The organism is Vibrio sp. 10N.286.51.B11, assembly GCF_041469245.1.
Lineage (GTDB): Bacteria > Pseudomonadota > Gammaproteobacteria > Enterobacterales > Vibrionaceae > Vibrio > Vibrio crassostreae_C.
Genome location: NZ_JBFRKI010000024.1, coordinates 1 through 21,253 on the forward strand (window position 1 = coordinate 1; position 21,253 = coordinate 21,253).

General features: G+C 43.5%; 18 protein-coding genes and 2 pseudogenes. 5 read left to right on the forward strand and 15 right to left on the reverse strand.

The annotated features are described in order from the left end of the window. Nucleotides 1-141: 141 nt before the first annotated feature. Nucleotides 142-1,146, reverse strand: coding sequence for a metal-dependent hydrolase (locus tag AB4154_RS12410; protein WP_372123180.1), 1,005 nt, complete (start codon nt 1,144-1,146; stop codon nt 142-144). 227 nt (nt 1,147-1,373) lie between these two features. Beyond that, nucleotides 1,374-2,183 (reverse strand): sulfite exporter TauE/SafE family protein, encoded by an 810-nt coding sequence (locus tag AB4154_RS12415; RefSeq protein ID WP_136973886.1) that lies wholly within the window; start codon nt 2,181-2,183, stop codon nt 1,374-1,376. Between the two features lie 343 nt (nt 2,184-2,526). Here AB4154_RS12415 and AB4154_RS12420 point away from each other — a divergent pair, with 343 nt between their 5' ends. Together AB4154_RS12420 and AB4154_RS12425 are read left to right on the forward strand one after the other, a co-directional pair. Continuing rightward, a complete protein-coding gene (locus tag AB4154_RS12420; protein ID WP_017064213.1) occupies nt 2,527-3,504 on the forward strand; it encodes a DUF1852 domain-containing protein in 978 nt (325 codons plus the stop codon). A 45-nt stretch (nt 3,505-3,549) separates the two neighbouring features. Next, complete coding sequence (locus AB4154_RS12425; protein ID WP_017062410.1) at nt 3,550-4,578, forward strand: methionine synthase; 1,029 nt, start codon at nt 3,550-3,552, stop codon at nt 4,576-4,578. 211 nt (nt 4,579-4,789) lie between these two features. On the opposite strand, the gene AB4154_RS12430 is transcribed toward AB4154_RS12425, so the two are convergent. From AB4154_RS12430 to AB4154_RS12465, 8 genes are all read right to left on the reverse strand, one after another. Continuing rightward, on the reverse strand, nt 4,790-5,191 hold the full coding sequence (locus AB4154_RS12430; protein WP_017062409.1) for a hypothetical protein: 402 nt from the start codon (nt 5,189-5,191) through the stop codon (nt 4,790-4,792). Continuing rightward, on the reverse strand, nt 5,184-5,633 hold the full coding sequence (locus tag AB4154_RS12435; RefSeq protein ID WP_136973884.1) for an N-acetyltransferase: 450 nt from the start codon (nt 5,631-5,633) through the stop codon (nt 5,184-5,186). The genes AB4154_RS12430 and AB4154_RS12435 overlap by 8 nt, the downstream gene beginning before the upstream one ends. A gap of 69 nt (nt 5,634-5,702) precedes the next feature. Beyond that, complete coding sequence (locus AB4154_RS12440) at nt 5,703-6,203, reverse strand: hypothetical protein (protein ID WP_017064207.1); 501 nt, start codon at nt 6,201-6,203, stop codon at nt 5,703-5,705. Nucleotides 6,204-6,264: 61 nt separating this feature from the next. Beyond that, the gene (locus tag AB4154_RS12445; RefSeq protein ID WP_017062406.1) at nt 6,265-6,705 is read right to left on the reverse strand and encodes a hypothetical protein; all 441 of its coding nucleotides are present in this window, start codon (nt 6,703-6,705) and stop codon (nt 6,265-6,267) included. A gap of 199 nt (nt 6,706-6,904) precedes the next feature. Next, nucleotides 6,905-7,405 carry an opioid growth factor receptor-related protein gene (locus AB4154_RS12450; protein ID WP_017066571.1) on the reverse strand — a complete coding sequence of 167 codons (501 nt, stop codon included), beginning with the start codon at nt 7,403-7,405 and terminating at the stop codon, nt 6,905-6,907. 467 nt (nt 7,406-7,872) lie between these two features. Continuing rightward, nucleotides 7,873-8,346, reverse strand: a complete 474-nt coding sequence (locus tag AB4154_RS12455) for a response regulator (protein ID WP_102326563.1) — start codon at nt 8,344-8,346, stop codon at nt 7,873-7,875. Further along, complete coding sequence (locus AB4154_RS12460; protein WP_372123182.1) at nt 8,333-9,688, reverse strand: ATP-binding protein; 1,356 nt, start codon at nt 9,686-9,688, stop codon at nt 8,333-8,335. Before AB4154_RS12460 ends, AB4154_RS12455 begins: the two co-directional genes overlap by 14 nt. A gap of 6 nt (nt 9,689-9,694) precedes the next feature. Continuing rightward, on the reverse strand, nt 9,695-11,113 hold the full coding sequence (locus tag AB4154_RS12465; RefSeq protein WP_372123184.1) for a DASS family sodium-coupled anion symporter: 1,419 nt from the start codon (nt 11,111-11,113) through the stop codon (nt 9,695-9,697). Nucleotides 11,114-11,597: 484 nt separating this feature from the next. Between AB4154_RS12465 and AB4154_RS12470 the strand changes: the two genes are divergently transcribed. Continuing rightward, nucleotides 11,598-14,615, forward strand: a complete 3,018-nt coding sequence (locus tag AB4154_RS12470; RefSeq protein WP_372123185.1) for an EAL domain-containing protein — start codon at nt 11,598-11,600, stop codon at nt 14,613-14,615. A 122-nt stretch (nt 14,616-14,737) separates the two neighbouring features. Beyond that, nucleotides 14,738-14,848 (forward strand): annotated as a pseudogene (locus AB4154_RS12475) (DUF3103 family protein); the annotation flags it as partial. A gap of 146 nt (nt 14,849-14,994) precedes the next feature. Here AB4154_RS12475 and AB4154_RS12480 read toward each other — a convergent pair. Both AB4154_RS12480 and AB4154_RS12485 read right to left on the reverse strand, forming a co-directional pair. After that, nucleotides 14,995-15,312, reverse strand: a complete 318-nt coding sequence (locus tag AB4154_RS12480; protein WP_009846539.1) for a Dabb family protein — start codon at nt 15,310-15,312, stop codon at nt 14,995-14,997. Nucleotides 15,313-15,526: 214 nt separating this feature from the next. Beyond that, on the reverse strand, nt 15,527-15,766 hold the full coding sequence (locus AB4154_RS12485) for a hypothetical protein (RefSeq protein WP_017069969.1): 240 nt from the start codon (nt 15,764-15,766) through the stop codon (nt 15,527-15,529). Between the two features lie 81 nt (nt 15,767-15,847). On the opposite strand from AB4154_RS12485, the pseudogene AB4154_RS12490 reads away from it, so the two are divergent. After that, a pseudogene (locus tag AB4154_RS12490) lies at nt 15,848-15,958 on the forward strand (LysR family transcriptional regulator); the annotation flags it as partial. A gap of 127 nt (nt 15,959-16,085) precedes the next feature. Here the strand turns inward: AB4154_RS12490 and tnaA are convergent. The 3 genes from tnaA to AB4154_RS12505 all read right to left on the reverse strand — a co-directional run bounded on the left by tnaA (nt 16,086) and on the right by AB4154_RS12505 (nt 21,113). After that, nucleotides 16,086-17,558 carry a tryptophanase gene (gene tnaA / locus AB4154_RS12495; protein WP_102394496.1) on the reverse strand — a complete coding sequence of 491 codons (1,473 nt, stop codon included), beginning with the start codon at nt 17,556-17,558 and terminating at the stop codon, nt 16,086-16,088. 776 nt (nt 17,559-18,334) lie between these two features. Further along, nucleotides 18,335-20,011 carry a GTPase family protein gene (locus tag AB4154_RS12500; RefSeq protein ID WP_372123186.1) on the reverse strand — a complete coding sequence of 559 codons (1,677 nt, stop codon included), beginning with the start codon at nt 20,009-20,011 and terminating at the stop codon, nt 18,335-18,337. Then, the gene (locus AB4154_RS12505; protein ID WP_017063633.1) at nt 19,998-21,113 is read right to left on the reverse strand and encodes a YcjF family protein; all 1,116 of its coding nucleotides are present in this window, start codon (nt 21,111-21,113) and stop codon (nt 19,998-20,000) included. Before AB4154_RS12505 ends, AB4154_RS12500 begins: the two co-directional genes overlap by 14 nt. Nucleotides 21,114-21,253: the final 140 nt, after the last annotated feature.

Here is a 21,253-nt window from a genome sequence, read left to right on the forward strand (position 1 = left end):
AATACGTGGATTCCATATACGGAATGGGGCATAAATGAGCTATAGCTTCCCCTAAATTAACAATTCAGAGATAACTAAACGTATGGAAAGTCGCTTAACGTAGCATCCAGTATTGACGGTGCAGATCAGTTTAAAACTAGCTCATTTATCACCAGTGAGCATATCGAAAAAGGTCTGTCTCGATTCTGGCGTGTTGTCTCTATGAGTTTCGTATTTTACATGCGCGTTTGCATCAACTGCTTTTGATAGCTTGATGCTCCATAGTGCTTTCATTTGATTTGGTACAATTGAATATCGGACATCGATAATACGCAGCTCGTCTGTTGGGTCCTGAGCGATATAACCATTTGAAAACCAGCGGAAACGTTCAATGTCTTTGGCTTGTTGAGAATCAGGATCGAGCCAAGGCAAATCCCTGCCAACATTCAGTTTCGTAATCGACTCTCCGGGATATACGTTTACCGATGTGCCAACCCGCACTGCGTCTACATGGTAATGAGCCTCTGTTTCGTACACCACTTTCCAAACCAAGATATTCGCAAAGCTTGGTTTTGCCTCTAATCGAATCGGTGTGTGTTGCCTTTCTTGCGCTAATTGCCACCCAATCGCCTCTGCCCTGTCTCGCTGAATCATCCCTAATGTTGGATAAATTAGCGCCCAAGTAAACGCAACACGCGCTAGCCAAGGCGCTCGTTTTAACGTCGCAAACACAAGCAACACTAGAATGGGAAGCGTATAAACAGGATCGATGATTGATATGGTATTCCAAGAAAAACGCGCGTTGGTGAAAGGCCAAAGTAACTGCGTTCCATAGGTGGTACAAGCGTCTAACAGTGCATGAGTACCATAGCCCAGAGCACAAAACAGCCAACTTTGTTTGAAAGAAAGCCCACGTTTTTTTGCAATCAGGTGATGCAGAACCAAAGCGCAGATCAAACTGCCAATGGGAATAAAGAAGAGTGAATGGGTAAATTGTCGATGAAATTCCAAAGCCAACAAAGGGTCACTTTGAGACTTAATCAGTGCATCCAAATCTGGTGCTAACCCGGAGAGCAGCCCTAATACCCCAGCAACAACCAAATGTTGTTTTTTGCTGGCAGATTGTGACAAAGAAGCGCCTAACACGCCCTGCGTTAAAGGATCCATAAATCACTCATTGATAGCATTCCGTTGAATCAAACAAAATACATTTAGCTATAGCGGTGAACTGTTCATAACTAAACGGTTTTATCAATATACTCATGTACATAGTTGTATAAGCATAGACCGATAAACAAAAAAAGAGCAGTTATGAAACTGCCCTTTTCTAATTATTGGTGGTTGATCAATTTATTCGTTTTTGTTCTGTATATTCACACTTGAACGATCTTTTATTAACGAGCAACCATGCTTGCTGCGATAACCACCAGCAGTACTGAGAAGATTTTCTTAATCGTTGGAACCGGTAAATGGTTGGTGGCTTTTGCGCCTAACGGAGCCGTAAACCAAGACGTGCACACAATACCCAACAGCGCAGGCAGATAAACAAAGCCAGCAAAGCCATCTGATAGAGCAAAGTGGCTGCTGCCTGAACTGATGTAACCTATCGAGCCAAACAACGCGATCACAATGCCACAAGCCGAGGCACAACCGATGGCCTTTTTCATATCGACAGAGAAGAACGTTAATAGCGGAACCAGCAATGCTCCGCCACCAATACCTATCATGGCAGATAAGCCACCCGTAATGGTTGTCAGCACAGTGAGCACACCTTTGTTCGGCAGTTTTCGTTCCTTAGGCGCATCATTTTTGCTGCTTAAGAACATCTTGATCGCAATAAGAACCACACTCACAGCAAACACAATACGAACGACTTTTTCCGGTAACAACGCCGCCATAAAACCACTAACCAATGCACCCAGAGCAACACCGAGCATGATCCAAGGCGCCAGATCCCAAGGCACTTTGCCATTCTTGTGGTGAGCGAGTGCAGAAGATGTGGAAGTGAACAGTATCGATGCCAACGAGGTAGCAATCGCAGCGACAACAACTTGGTCGGAAGGTAGAACTTCTAAATACAGTAAAATGCTGCTTAACACAGGAACAATGATCAGCCCTCCGCCAATACCTAACAAACCGGCTAGAAACCCAACACCACTGCCCAGTAACGCACAGTAGAAAATCAACAACAGCAATTCACTCATTTCATCCATCTCTTAATTAAATTAATCGTCTTAAATAACACACTATTAATGCGGTTATATTTCCATCAAGCTAATTAATATAACTGACACCGACTAAAATATTCAAACAGAATAGATCATGAATATTCCTCATGTTGAATGTGAAGTAATACCATTGTTAATGGTCAACCTATCAACGTATAAAAACCTTAAGCGATTAACTTTATACGACATTAATTCTACTAAGCATTAATTTCAGACAGCATAGCCTTCGATTCTTAATCCGGTCACAAGCAAAAAATAAAAGCCGTTTTAATACTAAAGACCGAGAGAATCAGAAAAAAAATTGGGATACCAAATCAGCATGAATAAAGAATTTAATTTTACGATTAAGAGCATTAGCCTCGACGAAAACTACCAGCCTGCAGACAGCACGCGTATCACTACCAACTTTGCTAACCTGGCTCGCGGTGACAGCCGTCAAGCGAACTTACGCAATGCACTACAAATGATCGATAACAGTTTCAACGCGTTAGCGCACTGGGATAACCCTAAGGGCGACCGCTACTCTGTTGAGCTTGAAATCATTTCTGTTGATATGGATATTGAAAGCAACGGCGAAGCATTCCCTTCAATTGAAGTGCTGAAAACCAATATTGTAGACCGTAAAACTAACGAGCGTATTGAAGGCATTATCGGAAATAACTTCTCTTCTTATGTTCGAGATTATGACTTTAGCGTACGTCTATTGGATCATAATAAAGGCCAAGATAAATTCAGCATTCCAGAAGATTTTGGTGACTTACACGGTAAGCTTTTTAAATATTTCGTTAACTCTGACGCTTACAAAAAGAACTTTAATAAACGACCTGTTATTTGCTTAAGCGTGTCAGATAATAAAACCTATTACCGCACTGAAAACCAACACCCAGTATTAGGTTTTGAATACCAACCGAATGAGTCTTCTTTAACTGAACAATATTTCAAAAAGATGGGCTTACAGGTTCGTTATTTCATGCCGCCTAACAGTGTTGCACCTTTGGCCTTCTATTTCTTTGGTGATCTGCTGAACGATTACTCTAACCTAGAGCTTATCAGCACCATCAGTACCATGGGTACGTTCCAGAAAATCTACCGACCTGAGATTTACAACGCGAACGCGGTTGCGGGTAACTGTTACCAACCAAACTTGAAAAACTTGGATCACTCGCTGACTCAAATCGTGTACGACCGTGAAGAACGAAGCCAGCTAGCTGTTGAACAAGGTAAATTCGCAGAAGAGAAGTTCATTAAGCCATACCAATCAGTTCTAGAGAACTGGTCGGCAAATTACGCACTTTAATCGTCTATTGCGCTCTCAAACCACCCAAGGATAGGCAATATTATTATGAAAACACTATTACCGACTTCAACAGCGGGCAGCTTGCCGAAACCGTCTTGGCTTGCACAACCAGAGACGCTTTGGTCGCCATGGAAACTTCAAGGCGATGAACTCACAGACGGCAAACAAGATGCGCTGCGTGTCTCTCTGCACGAGCAACAGCAAGCAGGCATTGATATTGTGAGTGACGGCGAACAAACACGTCAACACTTTGTAACGACCTTCATTGAACACCTGAATGGCGTTGATTTTGAAAAGCGTGAAACCGTTAAAATCCGCGACCGTTACGATGCGAGTGTACCGACGGTTGTAGGCCCAGTTTCTCGTCAGAAATCTGTGTTTGTTGAAGATGCGAAGTTCTTACGTCAGCAAACCGACCAACCGATCAAATGGGCTCTGCCGGGGCCTATGACCATGATTGATACACTTTACGATGCGCATTACCAAAGCCGTGAAAAACTGGCGTGGGAATTTGCAAAGATCCTCAACGAAGAAGCCAAAGAACTTGAAGCGGCAGGCGTGGATATTATTCAGTTCGATGAACCTGCGTTTAACGTGTTTTTTGATGAAGTGAACAATTGGGGCATCGCTTGTTTGGAAAGAGCCATTGAAGGGCTTAAGTGCGAAACAGCAGTCCATATTTGTTATGGCTACGGCATTAAAGCGAATACGGATTGGAAAAAGACATTAGGCACCGAGTGGCGCCAATACGAAGAAGTCTTCCCTAAGCTGCAGCAATCGAATATCGACATTATCTCTTTAGAGTGTCACAACTCTCATGTACCTCTTGAGCTGCTTGAGCTCGTACGAGGCAAGAAAGTAATGGTCGGTGCGATTGATGTTGCAACCGATTCGATTGAAACACCGGAAGAAGTGGCTAGCACTCTACGTGAAACACTTAAGTACGTTGATGCCGACAAGCTCTACCCTTGCACCAACTGCGGCATGGCTCCCCTACCTCGCGAGATAGCCTCAGCGAAGCTTAATGCGCTAAGTGCTGGCGCAGAGATCGTTCGTAAAGAGCTTTCAGCGTAACGCTTTCCTAAAGAACAAAAACTATGCCTTTAAGCCTAAGTATCATATTGATGCTTAGGCTTTTTGTTATGTGAGTTAATGAGCTTTACGCGCTGCTTACCAGGTTTTATCTAGGTCTTGAGCATATAAAGAGATCGCTCGTTGGTACTCTTTAATCGCATCGCTATTCGTCGTGGAAACTAAAAGCTCAAGTAACAGCGATGTCGCTTCTTTATGGCGACCTAGTTCGACACGCTAACATACGGCTCCATTCTTCTTTGCTCATTGCGCCTTTAGAAAGGTAAATATTGTGTTTCTGCATTGCACCTTTCGTGTATGAAAGCTTGATGAATGAGCCAATTTCAAACGGAAGAAAGCTACGCTGTAAAGTCACATCACAAGCAACGCCATTTAAACGTACATGACCGTTCGTGATTTCAAACGAGCTATCGCGAAGCTTCCACCACAACATTAGAATTTTTATTAATGGAGGAACACAAATTATCAGCCCTATGGTTAGCAGCGATGAACGATCACCGTCTGATATCCAATAGACAAGACCTAGTGCAATAACAATAAACAGCAACTCTGAAAATAAGTATTTAACAAAATTTAGTTGGATACGGTTATCCATGACACTCTCTCAATGATGACCCTAAAGGCAGCTCCATTTCAACGAGCCCTTTCACTTCAGACAACTGAGTAAAACCTTTTGATTGATAAAGCTTAATGGCGGGGTTCTCACTGAACACGCGCAACACTAACTGAGCCGATGCTTGATTGTTCGCATGTTCAATAGCCAAATCGAGACACTTAGAGCCAAAACCTTGACCTTGACAGTCAGCTAATATCTGCAAGTCCCTAAGAAACGTTGTACCACTAGCGTAACTGAAGCGAACAACACCAATACGGCGATCCCCCACATAAATTTCATAGTTATCCAGCTCATCCCAGCTGCGTAAAAACTGGCTATGACCCCAAGCGATTCCACGAGCTTGATAGTAACTCGCCATATTCGTTTTGGTGATCGATTCAGCGAACTTAGGCTCTGAACCTTTGACCAACCTTACTTCCATATTGTGTCCTTTGTTTTCAAATCACATCTGAATACGGCATAGCAAAATGCCGTATATGTTGAATCATTTTTAGGTACATACTGGTTTCACTTCCTTCCATTGTGTATCCCATTCTTCGCCTAACAAATTAGAAAGTTTTTCACAGTCGTATAGATAGCGAAGACTATCTTTACAGTACGCAGTAAGTATTTCAGTTAACTGACCAGACGCTTTTTCGTTGTCTTTGAGTTTTCCGTACATCATCAAACCAGTCCTAAAGGTGTCTTGATCGAGGTCAGACGCTTGCTTCGATAACATCCCAAAGGAAATAGCGTTAATAGACAGGGCTAATGCAATCGCATCGCCTTCATCTCCCTCTAATTCACAAGCACTATAACGAGCTAACAAGTTCGATGTTTTAATTAATGGGGCAAGGTCTTTTGTATTTGCATATTTATAGGTTTCAAAACCTTGCCGCACCGCAGCTTTATGACTGTCTTCAATGCTCACAACATAGTCTGTCAAAACATGTAAGCTCGCATATGCACCTAGCCCGAAAGCCACAATGAACACGGCGATTAATCTGATCACTTATCTCTCCTAAAAGAACCTTGTGCTGGTTAATTTTAAACGGCGTCTTGTAGTAACAACCCTACTTGCCATCGACCTTTTCTAGAAACCAACTTCCTTGGCACGGCCCATTGGTTAAGTGCCATCGGCCGTCAAATCTACTGCCACTGCCACGTGCGGAAAAACGATAATCCCATTGGCGATGTTTAGCATATAAACGTAAGTCGCCGTTTTCCGTCACCCAACCCTCTAACGGTGTTCCATTGTAGGTAAGCCTTAGAGTAGCCTTACCCTCACGAATAGTTCCGGTGATGGTTGTGCGTTCACACATATTATTGCCAGTGGTGTTAATACGGCGGCCTAGCCACTCACCGTCGAAATCGATAGAAGGAACAAATTGGGGACTATCAGGAAGTTTAGGAAACGACTCGGAATTACTAGACCCGAACCACTGAAGCTCACGACCAACAAGGAAGAAGACAACAAAGCCGATTGATATCGCTATCACAAATCCCTTTTTCATTAGCCTCTTCCTAATCCGCTGACCTTAAGAAAAGAACCCTAACATAATGAAAAGTAATAACTTACCATCAGTTTAATTAACTTTGATATATTCCACAAATTGCATTCAAATGTTGAATATAGAGAAAGCGGCATCGTACAAAATACCGCGCATTGAAAATCAATTATGAGCAGTGCCGGAAGCTCTGCACAGAAAAACCCTAACCTTCCAAGGCATTGCGCCAATACTGAACGGTTTTCTCCGACACCGAGCCAGTCTCGGTCGCCGCTGATACTAAAAAGTCACATAACCGAGCCGCAACCTCTTCATTACCCAACAAGTACAAACTGCGAATGGCTCGCGTTAACCTTAGCTGGTTATGGTCATGATTCTTTAACCATACGTGATTAGCCGGGCTAAGTGGTAACGATGAAGATATTTCACTCCCGTTTCGCTGCATACCCCAAAACTCAAGCATCAGGTCAAGCACTTGTAGATGAGCTGTGCGGAGCGCTTCTGAATTAGCAAAAAGCACCTTATCTTCTTGAGTAACCAACGGGGCATGTTGATTAAACTTAGTCCCCTCATCTATTGGGAAGAACACTTGAATGTACTTATGGTCATGCTCCAACCAAAAATGATTGTAAGCCAATAACTGTTCTATATTTCGACCAAATTTATCCGGCGCTTCACCAGATATAAAGCGAGCAATCTCACTCATTTTAAAATCCTACTGACTATAAACCCCCACTTGTGGGCGAATGCATTATTACGCAGTAAGCCGTGAAAAGCCTAGTCCTTTACGTTGTAAGTACCGATTTGGCTTAGAACTCCACGTCCCACGCGTTAGGAATCACTTTTGAATAATTTCGACTTACTTTTCTAACAAACGACACGGGAACTCTGCGACACATTTTAGCTCTGCTGTATGTTCAGGGAATCGTTCCTGAAGAAAACACAATGCATCCGTTGGCGTTGGCGTTGGCGTAGCGTATGAGTTTTAGACTAAAGCCAGCAACCAGTGTGTTAATAACTGAGTACCAAAACCTGAACGACTAAAAGAGGTAGGTAAAATAAGCAGCGAAAGATTACATCTTTCAAAGAAAAACCCTTCAGAAAGCGTCCTTCGGTGCATAGAATTTCAAGCGACTTACACTAGTGAATAATGTAAGTCGCTAACATAAGAGGCTAACGCAAGCGTCTGAACACAACCTGCTGGTCGAGCTCATTCTGATAGTCCGTGTAATCAAGCCCTTGATCAAATATGTACTCAGTGACAAGAGTACGAATGCACTCAACCAATGTGCTTGCTTGCCAAGGCTTTTCAAAGTAACGGTCGATGCCTGCTGCATTAATCGCATTGATGGTATCGGTATGAGTGGCCTGCCCCGTAAGAAGAATTTTCTTTGTATTCGGAAAGCGGCTGTCATGGAACACTTCAGTGAGTAACTCCACCCCCGTTTTCCCTGGCATCACATGATCAGACACGATGACGGTAATGTGTTCGCCTTCTGCGTCAAGTTCATCAATGAGATCAAGCACTTCTTGCGCTGATTCACAATCTTCAATATTCAGCCAACTCGCCAGCGGCTCTAAATCTTGTACCACTGCGCTCAGTACTTCTCTCTGGTCATCGACACAGATTAAATTAAGCTTCTCCATGTTCACCCTCTACTGGTAACTTGATTCTAAATACAGTTTTAGAAGCATCACTTTTCACAATGATACTTCCGCCATAACCCGCCACAATCCGCTTAACTACTGATAAACCCAAGCCCAATCCAAACGATAAACCACCTTTTTTAGTGGTGAAGTTGGGCTGAAATATCTTTCTACGAGTCCCCTCGTCTATCTCAGGGCCGTTATTCGTAATCGTAACTAATATTCTTTTCTTACTTAATCTGGTTTGAATCTCTATTGCGGCATCGTCTGAATTCGACATTGCATCACAAGCATTCTTTACAATGTTGACCCAAATCTGAACGAGCTCTGTTTTCGAGCCTTTAAAAGTCGGCAAATCTGCAGGGCTCAATCGCACAGACACTCGACGCAACTCACTTTGTAACAACGATAAGGCATGGTTAATGGAGTCATTAATATCAACCGCTTCTTCGGTGTCAATATCAACTCTGCCAAGTTGTTTAACCGATTTTACGATGCCCACAGTGTGTCTAGATGCCAAACGTAAATCATGTAAATCACAGCCCATCTGCCAAAAACGAATCGCTTCTTCTGGGTTTTTCAGCCAATGTTTTGAAATAACGTCTGTTGCAGATAACGCGTCAATTGGAATCGCCTTTGCAAGAGAGCGAGCAATGTTTTTGTCTAAACCATATTTTCTTTCAAATTGTCGCCCACGTGTTCGTGCTTCTGACGACGACGTTTTCTGACCATGCATTAACCCAAAATCGAAAAATTGACTGGCTTCTGGATGCACTTCTTCAAGCAGATCCATGATGACCGTTTCAAGTCGACCAGATTTACTATTTACGACACCAATAGCGTTGTTAAGCTCATGAGCAATCCCTGCAGCCAATTGACCCAAGGTCGTCATTTGCTCAGCAGTATGTAACTTCTCTAGCGCTTTTTGTTTCGCTATCGCTTCTTGTGTTGCGCGGCGTTGACGACGCGACAACTCATTGACAATTACAGGTGTGAACTGTGCGGTAAGAGGACCAAATTTACGTTCATCTTCTGCAGGCGTGTCTTTATCGATCCACGCTAACTCAACATCGGTTTTAGCAACAACCGTTGAAGATGCTGTCCAATTACCTGAAAAGAAGCTATGAACGCCTATAAAAGCCCCACTAACCGCGCTAAATACTCGCACTTGCGGTGTATTCGCATCGGTATAAAACCCTTCCAGTTCTCCACTAAACACATAATATAAACGAGTGTTTAACGCTGATTGTTCAATAATGGTGTTACCGGCACAGCACGTCACCCGACGTTCTGTTTGGTTAAAATAGCGCTCGATAAGTGCTTCTAACTTTTGTTGATACACGTATCGTTACCCTATGTGACCAATTGAATGTAGCAGCCACACCATAACAAAGCTCAATAGCACACCAACCACACCCAAAATAATACCGATTCTGGCCATTTGATTACTTTGCACATGACCAGTGGCATGAGCCAACGCATTCGGTGGTGTACTGATTGGCAGCGACATACCTAATGAAGCGGCAAAAGTCACAACTAGAATTAACGTTAATTCACCGCCTAGTGGCGTGAGTGAAGCCATAGACGAACCTAACGCAGCCATAATTGGCATTAACAAGTTAGCCGTTGCGGTATGAGACATAAAGTTTGCCATTACCAAACACAAGAACGCCGCTCCGAACAACACCACATAGGGTGAGTAGGTATCAAACGGAATACTGTGTACCACGAGCTTTGCTAAGCCAGTTTTATCGAGCGCTAAACCAAGCGCAATACCACCTGATACAAGCCACAGTACGTCCCAAGAAATTTTTTTCAGGTCTTCTTTATTAATGATCCCTGTGAGTGAGAACACAGCGACAGGAATCAGAGCGACGGTATAAGAGTTCATGCCATGGCTTGAGCCCATTAACCAAAGAATGATGGTCAGCGCAAAAGTGACGTACACCGCAATAGCTTTGGGTGTTTTAAGGAATTTACCTTTAATACTTAGTTCGATTTTCTTTTGGTCAGCTTTGTACATAAAGCCGATTAAAAACCACGCTAACGCCATCATAATAATGACAAACGGCACACCAAATGCCATCCATTCACCGAACGTAATGAGGTTATCGCCAACTAAATATTTAAGTGCGATAGCGTTCGGAGGGGTACCGATCGGAGTACCAATGCCACCGATGTTAGCGGCAACCGGGATACAAAGCGCAAACGCTACACGACCGGGGTCTTTCGGACCAAACACAGCCAGTACCGGCGTTAAAATAGAGAGCATCATTGCCGTTGTTGCCGTGTTAGACATAAACATCGAAAAGATACCAGTGATCAACATTAAGCCGAGCATCACAAACTTTGGGTCTTGTCCAAATGGCTTCAACAACACGCGAGCTAAGTTTACGTCTAATCGATATTTAGTGGCGGCCATTGCTAAGAAGAAACCACCCAAAAACAGCATGATGATTGGGCTAGCGAATGTCGCCATGATATCGCTGTATTTTAACAGCTCACCAAAATGTTCTTCCCCATGCTCAAACCTTAAAAAGATCAGCCCTTTATCCGACAACATCAATAATTGCAGAACGATAATAACAACAGACGTCGCGTAAATAGGGATAGGCTCGAACACCCAGCACAATGCCGCTAACAAAAAGATCGCAATAACGCGTTGTTGAATAATCGTAAGGCCTTCAAATGGAAACGCTGATAGCGGCATGACGAGGATAATGAAAGGAATTAAAATAGGGATAATGTATTTAATATAGGGGCGCATAGCACAAAAACTCTTCCTGAGATAACAACTACTTAGAAATTAGATTTACAGTTCTAATTTAGATCCGACAACGAATTATCGACCTCTTATCACTATCTCACTATCGGCTAGATCAATGATTACGTAATCGCGATATCCCCTTTTTCGATTTTGTGCGCTACCTCTACGTTTGTATGTCATTTATTGTTGCAATTAAATTCAGGAGAGTGGTTTCTGCGTTTCTAGTCATAATCCGTTCCGGTTATTCTAGGTACTGTCAGAACAGATCAGTCGCTTAAGTCATGTCCATAAATTGAGGACCGCTTCTGAGTAACCTCTCAAATATATGAGTTAGACTTACTCGGATTGTGCGTGGTTTTGCATTTCCTTTTGCCGTAAGTTTATTTTCAAGCTCGCTTAGTAGAGCATGGAAGAAATAATAAAAAGATACCTATTCTCCCCCGAAAACAGTTCTACACAACACAACTTTCGACCGGCTAATAACATGATTATTGTTACATCTAAAAAACGTCCTACCGTTGGCATTGTGCTGCCTATGCTCAGTGGCTTCTACATGGGCGAGCTAAATGCAACCCTTAGAAGGCTTGCGAAAAACCATAAAGTCAATCTGATCTTCATCCGCTCGGGTGAGCGAAGAGATTTTAAACTTCCTATATATTTTAATCATCTCGATGCCCTTGTGGTCGTTCTCCATGCAGCGACAGTAAAGTTGATCGAAGAAGCTATAAACGCAAACATTCCAGTCATTTCTATTGGAGCAAGCTATGCGCCGCTGCCCGTTGAGCAGTATTATAGTGTGCAAAGCGATGGTGTCACTAAGCTCTATGAATGGTTACAAAGTCAAGGACACGAAGAAATCGGCTTTTGTGGCGATCTCACTGTTAATGATATCAGGTCTCGCTTCAAAGCGTATCAACGCACGGTGATTGATCATAAAGGCTCATTCAACCAACGCCATTTCTTCCGCGTGTCGAATTGTTCTCTATCTGGGGGACGAGAAGCCGCAATAGAATTTATACAGCGTAAATCCAAATGCACTGCGGTTATCTGCGCAACTGACCACAATGCTGTAGGTATGATGGAGCAACTGTCTCACAGCAATATCTCGGTACCTGACGATGTCGCCATCGTAGGCATTGATAATATTTTCGTCGGTCAACAATTCAATCCCAAGTTAACAACAGTAGACCAACAGCTTGAGCTTCTAGCGACGCAAGTATTTCACCGCGTGTTGGAACGTATTTCTGGGAAGCCTTTTAATAATGCCAATAATAGTGTCCCGCAAAAGCTCATCGTTCATCAGTCTTGCGGTAACACAAACCCAGATCTCGAACATAAAGAAGATATCAACTCAACTCGCCAAATCCTCTTAAATGTGCAAGGGCGTTCTCCCGCTGAGATATTCGAAAATTTCTATTCACAAGCACAAGGAGGTTTTGACTCAATTAGAGATGCTCAAAGCCTTTACGGAAACAATCTTGACTGGGCCTGTCTCGCTGAGTGTAATTCGGAGCAATACACTATTAGGAAATGGGTAGAAAAAGGCATGACTCAGCCAACTACCCTACCGCAACAAACAGATATTCAAGACGATATTCGCAATTTCCCATTTTTCGAACGCTATGATCATTTCGTTGCTTCCATTCTTCCTATCAACTCAGGGCAAGAAGATCACTGGAAGCTCGTCGCTGTTGTTGATTCATTGCAAGATCACCAAGATATCGGTACACAATCGGTATTCAACAATTATTTAGATATGCTCGCACTGTTCATCGAGCGCGACGAGCTTATCAATACAAGTAACAATCGTCAGAAGAACTCCCAACAGTTGTTGCAACAGCTCAAAGTAGTATCTAACAGCTCAAACGATGGTATCTGGGATTGGGACTTACTAACCAATACTCTTGTCTGGAACAGTCGGTTAACCAAAATGATTGGCTGTCAAGATACCTTTTCTGATCGTAAGTTAGGATGTGACCATCTGTTCCAATATATACACTCAGAAGACTTAGAACTTCTCGAGTCCGCCATTCATAACCACTTAAACGAAGAAGTACCGTTCAAATGTGAATTCAGGATGAAGACGCAACATCGCGGATATATCTGGGTTCATGCCAATGGCTCAGCGGTTCATAATGCAGAAGGGCAGGCTGTGCGCTTCATTGGCTCAATGACGGATGTAACTCAAGAGCGAGAAGATGCGGAAAAGATTCAACACATGGCGTATTATGATGCGCTTACTGGCATCGCTAATCGCCGGAAAATAATGGAAAGCATCGCGCAACACATTGTGAATCGACCTAACCAAAAACGCGCGGTCATGTTGATGGATCTTAACCGTTTTAAGATTATCAACGACTCTTTTGGTCATCACGTCGGTGATGCACTTCTTTGCCACGTGACCAAACATATTCAGAACGTGCTATCAAGTGAACACCTTGTCGCACGTTTGGGAGGTGACGAATTCTTGTTTTTGTGTAATGTCAGTTCCGAAGCAGACATCAACGCACTCGCCACGCAGATTTTAAATGCCGTTCAAAACCCATTGATCGTTGATGATATTGAGATTATCAGCCAAGGAAGCCTAGGCATCGCTATGTATCCTTATGATGGCGTAAGTGCCGAAGAATTAATTAAGCAGGCCGACATTGCCATGTATCAAGCTAAAAAGCTGGGAGGACAAAGCTATCTCAACTTTCAAAGGTCAATGGCAAAAGAGACGGAAAACATAATCGAAATAGAGCACCAACTCAGTCGTGCCATCGCTCAACAAGAAATAAAGGTGCACTACCAACCTCAATATTGTGGGCAAGATGAAAAGATTACTGCTGTTGAAGCACTAGCAAGATGGGAATCTCCAACATTGGGGGATGTCCCTCCTGACCAGTTTATCGAGGTTGCTGAATCAGCTGGCCTAATCAGCAAGCTTGGTGAATGTATCATTCATCGAGTTTGTAAGGATGTTGAAGGATCTGAATGGCTACAAACCATGAGCCATATTTCCATTAATATCAGTGCAAAACAGCTGATACAGCCTCACTTCGCTCAAGAAATCATTCGAACTATTCGCCAATACCAGCTTCCTTTGACGTTATTCTGTATTGAGATAACCGAGTCAGCAGCAATTGTCGATTACGAGTTATGCATAAACTCACTTAAAGAACTACACGATGTAGGAATTTCTATCTCTCTTGACGATTTTGGCACGGGATTCTCTTCTCTATCTCTACTAAAGCAACTTCCACTAAGTGAAGTAAAGATCGACCGTTCATTTATCTCTGACATAACTCAAGGGCAGACCAACTTAGACTTCGTCAACACTATGATCATGATGGGTAAAAGCTTGGGCTATCGTGTTGTAGCTGAAGGGGTGGAAACTGCTGATCATAACCAACGCCTAAACGGACTGGGGATAGATCTGCTGCAAGGTTATTACTTCAGTAAACCTCGACCATTAAGTGAACTGGAATCAGAAGTGGCTATCAAATTGACTAGAGCTTAACCGTGGCACAACGGCATTATTTAAAAGTAATGCCATTCTTATTCACGCTTTGCGTTAACTTTACTGCCTATTGGCAGGTTAACGGAATAAAAATGAGCGTAAACAGTAGATGACATAAAGGTCGTTTAGAACCACAGATAGACCTCGTTGAGATGCCTTATCTGGACTACGACAAACAGACGTACTACCCCAATCAGACAGTTATCTTCTGGCCTCGCTACCGCTGGGGCGCAGGCGGGAATGCTGTCGCATCGTTTGCACCAGTCACTATTTCGCCAACAGAGTAAGTCGTTTCTTATTGAGTTAGGGCTTAATCGCTAGGCCCTAACTCTTCATTATCGAAGGTAAGTAAAACACAAGAGACCTACTCAGAACCTAATTACAGGGAGTAATCAAACACAATGATGTCTTCTAAAAGCGGACGAAACACATCTTTCAGCGCATCATGCTCAGGGTGCGGAAGGTAATTCTGACGGCCTTCTTCATCGGCGAACGTCATTAACACCGAGTGGGTATAACCTTGATTCTTGTTTTCAGGGCTGTCATTTAATCCCCATTCTACTGAAGTGACCCCTTCAACCTTGTTTGGCATCGCTTCAAACAACATCTTTAGTTTTTGAACCTCTGAAGCCTCAGCGTTTTCTTTAAACTTAATCAGTAGAATATGACGAATCATTCCCGTTTCTTTTTGAGTCATTCCTAGTCCTTTCGAGCGTTCGCTTACTGGTTTGTAATGCTTAACCAACACCGAGTCGCGTTCTTAAATTAGAGAACAACAAAATGCCACACGTTACACAACATGCCAAGGCTAGATCGCTAGAGTTTATAAAATACTCCACAACCCAATAACGAAAAATGCTGCACCCGAGGGCCCAGCATTTCTCATGACAATGGTAAGCACATCTTTAACGTTAATCACGACGACCTGTAAGCTGGATCGTTTGGTCTTGATCAACGTTCTTTTGGAATTTTATTCCGCCATTAGCGGCGTCATTTCTTCCTTCAAGCACTGGATCAGATTCAACACGCTCAGCCTTTACTTGATTGCCTTCGCTTCTCATCATATCGAGAGTACTCGCATAAGTACCGTCAGCCGCGAAAGCCGTGTTCATAGATAAAGCCATCAATCCAAGTGCGATTAACTTGTTCATACATCACCTCATTGTATTTCTAATTCTTTGTTCGTTTGGTATCTGTGTTTTTGTTGGGGTAACTTTAACAATCGAACATGAACCATAGATGTGAGCTATGTGATGAGCTGCCGCCGCTCGCAAAAAGACGCACCTTTGAATCAGTGGTTATTCCAAATGTTGAAATCTACCCTGAAAAACAAACAAGCGTAGTTCAGCTTTTAACGGGTTAACTACTTAAAGGCTTAACTGCCTAACTCCCCTACCATCCAAAAAAAGAAAAGGCTCCCGAGGGAGCCTTTGATTAGGGTTCTAGTGACTATTCGCTTATGTTTTTATTTTAAAATGCTTCTTCGAGCGTTTGTTCGTTCTTTTTTTCTGTTTGTTTCTCGCTGGTCTCTACCTCTTTCAAGCGCGCAGTGAAGTGTCTTAACACCGGCGGCTCGTAGGTAAAATCGAGCCCTTTCACTTGTCCTGCATTCTCTTTCACTTTTTCGAATGCTTCGATAATGAAGTCCATGTGTGTTTGTGTGTAGGTCGCGCGAGGAATGGTAAGGCGCAACAACTCAGCAGGACATGGGTGTTGTTCACCTGTTGCTGGGTCGCGTCCTTGCAGCAAAGACCCAATCTCAACCGCTCTGATACCCGCGACTTTATAGAGTTCGCACGCCAAAGCATGTGCGGGAAACTGACCAGCCGGGATATGAGGCAGCAATTTACCCGCATCGACAAACGCAGCATGACCGCCTGCTTGCTGGCACACGATGCCCATCGCTTCTAAGCCATCAACAAGGTATTGAACCTGGCCAATACGGTACTCTAACCAATCTTGGCGCATGCCGTCATAAAGGCCAACCGCAAGACGCTCCATCGCGCCACCTTCTAAGCCACCATAGGTTGGGAAGCCCTCTTGCACCACACACAAGGTTCGACACTCTGTGTACACATCCATGAAAGCGTCGTCTTTAAAGCACAACAAGCCGCCCATTTGTACCATGGCATCTTTCTTGGCAGACATAGCTAAACCATCCGCGTATTTGTAAGACTCACGCGTGATCTGTTCGATTGTCCAATCCTGATAACCCGCTTCACGTTGTTGAATGAAGTAGGCATTTTCTGCGTAGCGTGCCGAGTCCATGATCACAGGAATATCGTACTTCTGAGCGATTTCATACACGGCTTTTAGATTGGCGATAGACACTGGCTGTCCACCAGCAGAGTTACAAGTAATGGTGCTCACAATGTAGGGAACATTGGCTGCGCCCGCTTCTAAGATCGCTTCTTCCAGCTTCACCACATCGAAGTTGCCTTTGAAATCCGCGTTCACTGAGGTATCGAACGCTTCTTTGGTATAAACGTTCTTCGCCACACAGCAATTCACTTGGGTGTGGCCTTGTGTTGTATCGAAGAAGTAGTTCGACAAGGCGACCATTTTGCTGCGATCGAGCCCTTTCTCCATTTCACGCTTCTTAATAAGAACCGGAATGTAGATCTGCTCTGCACCGCGTCCTTGGTGTGTTGGAATCGTCAACTCGTAACCGAAGATATCCTTAACCGCATTCGACAATGCGTAGTAACTGCGGCTACCACTGTAAGCTTCATCACCCATTAACATCGCGGCTTGCATACGCTGAGTGATAGATCCTGTTCCGCTGTCTGTCAGTAAGTCGATAAACACATCATCACTGTCGAGCAAAAATGGGTTCATGCCCGCGTCGACAATGGCTTGTTCACGATAGGCGCGAGTTGTTCTTTTTACTGGCTCTACAACACGAATACGAAACGGTTCTGGTAGATGTTTGAAGTTTTCCATAATAATACCTTTCAATACATTCCGATCAGGTCGAAATGTATTTTCTTTAGATGTCACGAGTCCTCACTATTAAATTAATAGTTCCGTATAAAGATACACAGAAAATTAACAGTGAAAATAAACAAATTAAATAATGACTTATTAATCAAACCTAAACAGAGGCTAAGATAATTAGCGAGAACGACAAAAAACGAATACCCTACACGGAATAATAAGTGCGACATTCATACGTTCAAAGGTTATCAAAGCTGCTGATAGGTAAACAAAGCTCGCTGCTTTGCTGGCGCGTGACGCCTAGAGGGTACTACTCTGAAGAAAGGTGGAACGAGAGTTGGTGATCTAAGGTATACCAAGCTAACAAGGTTAGCCAAGTTGTTGATTGCCATTTCAGATACATGTTCACAATATATCCCTACGTTGAAATCAAGATGATCCGAAGTTTAAATATAGTGCAATTGTTTTATAAATACAGCTTAGAAAAGTATAAATGTGATCAACATTTAGAATGATAATTAAATACGATAGCATCGTTATATAAACTGTGAATCACAGCCGTTTATATACTATTAAACTAGTTCAGCGAGTTACTTAATAATATCGAATCTCTTTTAAACTCAATACATCTCTAATAAGGGGCGAAGATGGCTGTTTTCTAAAAAGCTGTCTTCTAGAGAGCTACTGAGCTTAAAAATCCAAGATCCAAAACTCGCCGATCTAGAAAAGATAAATTCTGATGAGGCTCAAACCTCACCAGAACCGTATTCGCAGTGAATGACTTACTTCTTCTTCACGGCTTGCTTGATGGCCATTTCAGCCAGTTTTGGTGTCGCCGCTTTCAATGCGCTGGGTGCCACCTTCTTACCCACTTTGACTGCTTTATTCAGTTGACCTTTAACTGACGTGCCTCTTTTCATGGCTTCTAAACGTTGGCGGTTTCTCTGCACGTTATTTGCGTCAGCGATACGCTCGATCAGCGTCTGCCTTAAAGTATCTAAACCAAACTTTACCTTGTCTGGCGCAATCGCCAGCGGCAAAGCAATGTCCGGCAGCAGCAGTGTTTGATTATATTCGAGCGCTTGAGCAATGATCTTCGCTTTGGCCGATGTAGGGTTATCTAAGTCATACGGTGGCTGCCAGTCGTCTACAGGCTTTAATCTATCGACTTGATTGACAACCGACACCACAATCGGCTTCTTACGTGAGATGTTCTTCGGATCGTCATAGAAAGCATCAAATCTATCTTTCAATTGCTTATCCAAATCACGCGCAGACTGATTGGCTTTCAATACCCATAGCACCACATCGGCTTGGGTCATCTCTTTCAGCATTAAGGCTTCGGTTTTAGAGTTGCCATCAAGCCCTTGAAGATCAACAACTCGAACATCATTGTCGTCGACAAACGCGTTATACACCGTTGAAGTGTCGGTTGATGGCAGCACATCCACTTCTGCAACCAACTCTTGCTTGAGTGCATTGATAAGTGAAGATTTACCCGAACTGGTTTGTCCCACCAGCACGATTCGCACAGGCTCTAGCTCTGGAGCAAAGCGTTGTTCGTCGAGTTCAGAAACATCAGACACTTTAAGTGCCTCATCTTCAATGCTGAAACGTCCGCTGTAGAGGTCAATCGCCACCGCAGCCACTTCATCTAACAAGGCTTGTTTGGCGGCGTATTGCATGTCATCAACCACACCCCTTGTCATCGTTGCTGTCGCTTGTTCTCGTCCTAAATCAGAAATCACCTTGAGTGGATTCAAATACAAGTTTTTAAGGTGGTTACCCCAAATAGCCGCTTTGAAGATCTTCTGTCCTAGCTCACCGTATTTATCGTAGGCTTCGTAGCCCGCTTTGATGTAAGAAACCTTGAGATACTCAATGCCGGGGATATGCTCTCGCACTACCAATTTGTAGCGTCGGCTGACCTCTTCGAACAGCTTTAGCCCTTCAGGAATCGAAAAGTCGAGCGATTTCTTATCAAACTTTTTCGCAACGAATTCAAGTACCTCTAAACCGGTTTGGTCTAAGTTGCCCCACTCTATGTCGACCATTAATTGTTGGCGTACATGGTGTTTTGAATCATTCCAGATCGACAACTCTTTTTGAGACCAATCAGCCGAAGCCTTAACCAATGCATCGTTGATATCAGCTTTTTTATGCTGTGATTCAGCTTCAGCAGTATCCTCGCCAAGGCCGCCACTCTCTTTATTCGAGAAAGACTCTTTATTTGAAGAGCGGCTTGAAGAACGGCTAGAAATGAACAGAGGAATGGTGAACACCAAGGTACTCACGGCAATGGCAATCGACATTTCGAGTAGATAACCGTATTTGACCGCCAAGAACACACCAAAACCCATCATGATAATGCTTGGGAAGATCGCAGAAATCAGGGCAATGCCCCAGCGGCCGCTCGATAGCACCGCCAGTAATCGAAATAGGTTTCTAATTTTCTTCATAACCCGACGCCGCCTTTCCTTTTTTCAGAGATTCTTTGTAGATCTTCTGCATCTCTTGTTCAGACACTTCTTCACCTTTGTTCTTATGATAGAAGTAAAAACAAGCCGCGCGACCTAAACCATAAGAGGTGCCGAAACTCATTGCCGCTGCAGCCACCGCACCTACCGTTTGACCATAAACTGGAATCAGCTTTATCAACTGTCGAGTGCCCAGCTTCATTCCGTATTGCAAAGCAAAGCTGCTTCCCAGAGTGCCTATCAACTCACTAAAGACTCTCTTATTCCATTCGACCCCATATTGATTGGCCAAGCTGTGAAGCATTTTGGCTTGAATCGCAGGTACCGACACCAAACCAACACCCGGAATCAAGTCACTCGCTGCGGCACTTCCTGCATACCAAAGCACTTCGTTTTCTACTTGATCAAAGTTGGCTTCTTCTTGCGTGGAATGTTCTTTGTCTTGCACCATCATTCCTATCACCGGAAGAATACTGCTCAGCTTTTCTAACAAGATGTCATAGTTGTAAACCGCTTCGCTGTTAGACATAGCGTTGTCATCCGTTTCGAAATCGACCGCTACCGATTCAAACTCTTTACCCCAAGCCTTCTCTACTTGGTTGGTGTTGAACTGAATTTGCCTTGCTCGATCTGGTTCACTGGAAGACAACACCGCCGTATGAACCAGCAACAAGTGTTTAATCTTCTTCTGTTTCTTAATCTGTTTTAGAGCCGTAAGCACAGCGGATTGTTCAGGTTCGTCGGCTTTCATTACAACGACTAACGCATTACCTGCCTGACCAATCTCTTCCAAATCCTCTTTCGCATCGTAATTCGCTTCGCTGAGTCCTCTGGTATCAAGAAACCTCATCACGGGTTTGTCTTGCGGAAACTCATACGACATCGCCGTCATGGTACAAGGCGCAAAACCATTGCCCACTTCTACAGAAGAGTCGCCCGTGACCGCTTGAATAAACGATGACTTGCCCGCCCCCGTTTTGCCCAACAGCCACAATGTAGGAAGATGCTTGCGCTGATATTCATGAGCCTGAGTCAAGTCTGGGTTCTTGCTCGGATTAATGAAGTCTTTTATTTGATCAAACATGTTTAGAGTAACGCTCACTTGATGTTGAGATTCGAGTTGATAACAAAGCAATACTGACTTATATAATCACAAATCATATTAAACTTATGTTTGTTCAGTCGCACAGGTTTACAATGCCTAAACGCTTGTTTTTATTTGCG

What these genes read in the sequence shown, in the direction of transcription:
- AB4154_RS12450 (WP_017066571.1), bottom strand. Translation starts at nt 7,405, where the DNA reads ATGAGTGAGATTGCTCGCTTTATATCTGGTGAAGCGCCGGATAAATTT.
- AB4154_RS12500 (WP_372123186.1), bottom strand. Translation starts at nt 20,011, where the DNA reads ATGAAGAAAATTAGAAACCTATTTCGATTACTGGCGGTGCTATCGAGC.
- AB4154_RS12430 (WP_017062409.1), bottom strand. Translation starts at nt 5,191, where the DNA reads ATGGATAACCGTATCCAACTAAATTTTGTTAAATACTTATTTTCAGAG.
- AB4154_RS12480 (WP_009846539.1), bottom strand. Translation starts at nt 15,312, where the DNA reads ATGACTCAAAAAGAAACGGGAATGATTCGTCATATTCTACTGATTAAG.
- AB4154_RS12445 (WP_017062406.1), bottom strand. Translation starts at nt 6,705, where the DNA reads ATGAAAAAGGGATTTGTGATAGCGATATCAATCGGCTTTGTTGTCTTC.
- AB4154_RS12420 (WP_017064213.1), top strand. Translation starts at nt 2,527, where the DNA reads ATGAATAAAGAATTTAATTTTACGATTAAGAGCATTAGCCTCGACGAA.
- AB4154_RS12425 (WP_017062410.1), top strand. Translation starts at nt 3,550, where the DNA reads ATGAAAACACTATTACCGACTTCAACAGCGGGCAGCTTGCCGAAACCG.
- AB4154_RS12415 (WP_136973886.1), bottom strand. Translation starts at nt 2,183, where the DNA reads ATGAGTGAATTGCTGTTGTTGATTTTCTACTGTGCGTTACTGGGCAGT.
- tnaA (WP_102394496.1), bottom strand. Translation starts at nt 17,558, where the DNA reads ATGGAAAACTTCAAACATCTACCAGAACCGTTTCGTATTCGTGTTGTA.
- AB4154_RS12435 (WP_136973884.1), bottom strand. Translation starts at nt 5,633, where the DNA reads ATGGAAGTAAGGTTGGTCAAAGGTTCAGAGCCTAAGTTCGCTGAATCG.
- AB4154_RS12485 (WP_017069969.1), bottom strand. Translation starts at nt 15,766, where the DNA reads ATGAACAAGTTAATCGCACTTGGATTGATGGCTTTATCTATGAACACG.
- AB4154_RS12465 (WP_372123184.1), bottom strand. Translation starts at nt 11,113, where the DNA reads ATGCGCCCCTATATTAAATACATTATCCCTATTTTAATTCCTTTCATT.
- AB4154_RS12505 (WP_017063633.1), bottom strand. Translation starts at nt 21,113, where the DNA reads ATGTTTGATCAAATAAAAGACTTCATTAATCCGAGCAAGAACCCAGAC.
- AB4154_RS12470 (WP_372123185.1), top strand. Translation starts at nt 11,598, where the DNA reads ATGATTATTGTTACATCTAAAAAACGTCCTACCGTTGGCATTGTGCTG.
- AB4154_RS12410 (WP_372123180.1), bottom strand. Translation starts at nt 1,146, where the DNA reads ATGGATCCTTTAACGCAGGGCGTGTTAGGCGCTTCTTTGTCACAATCT.
- AB4154_RS12455 (WP_102326563.1), bottom strand. Translation starts at nt 8,346, where the DNA reads ATGGAGAAGCTTAATTTAATCTGTGTCGATGACCAGAGAGAAGTACTG.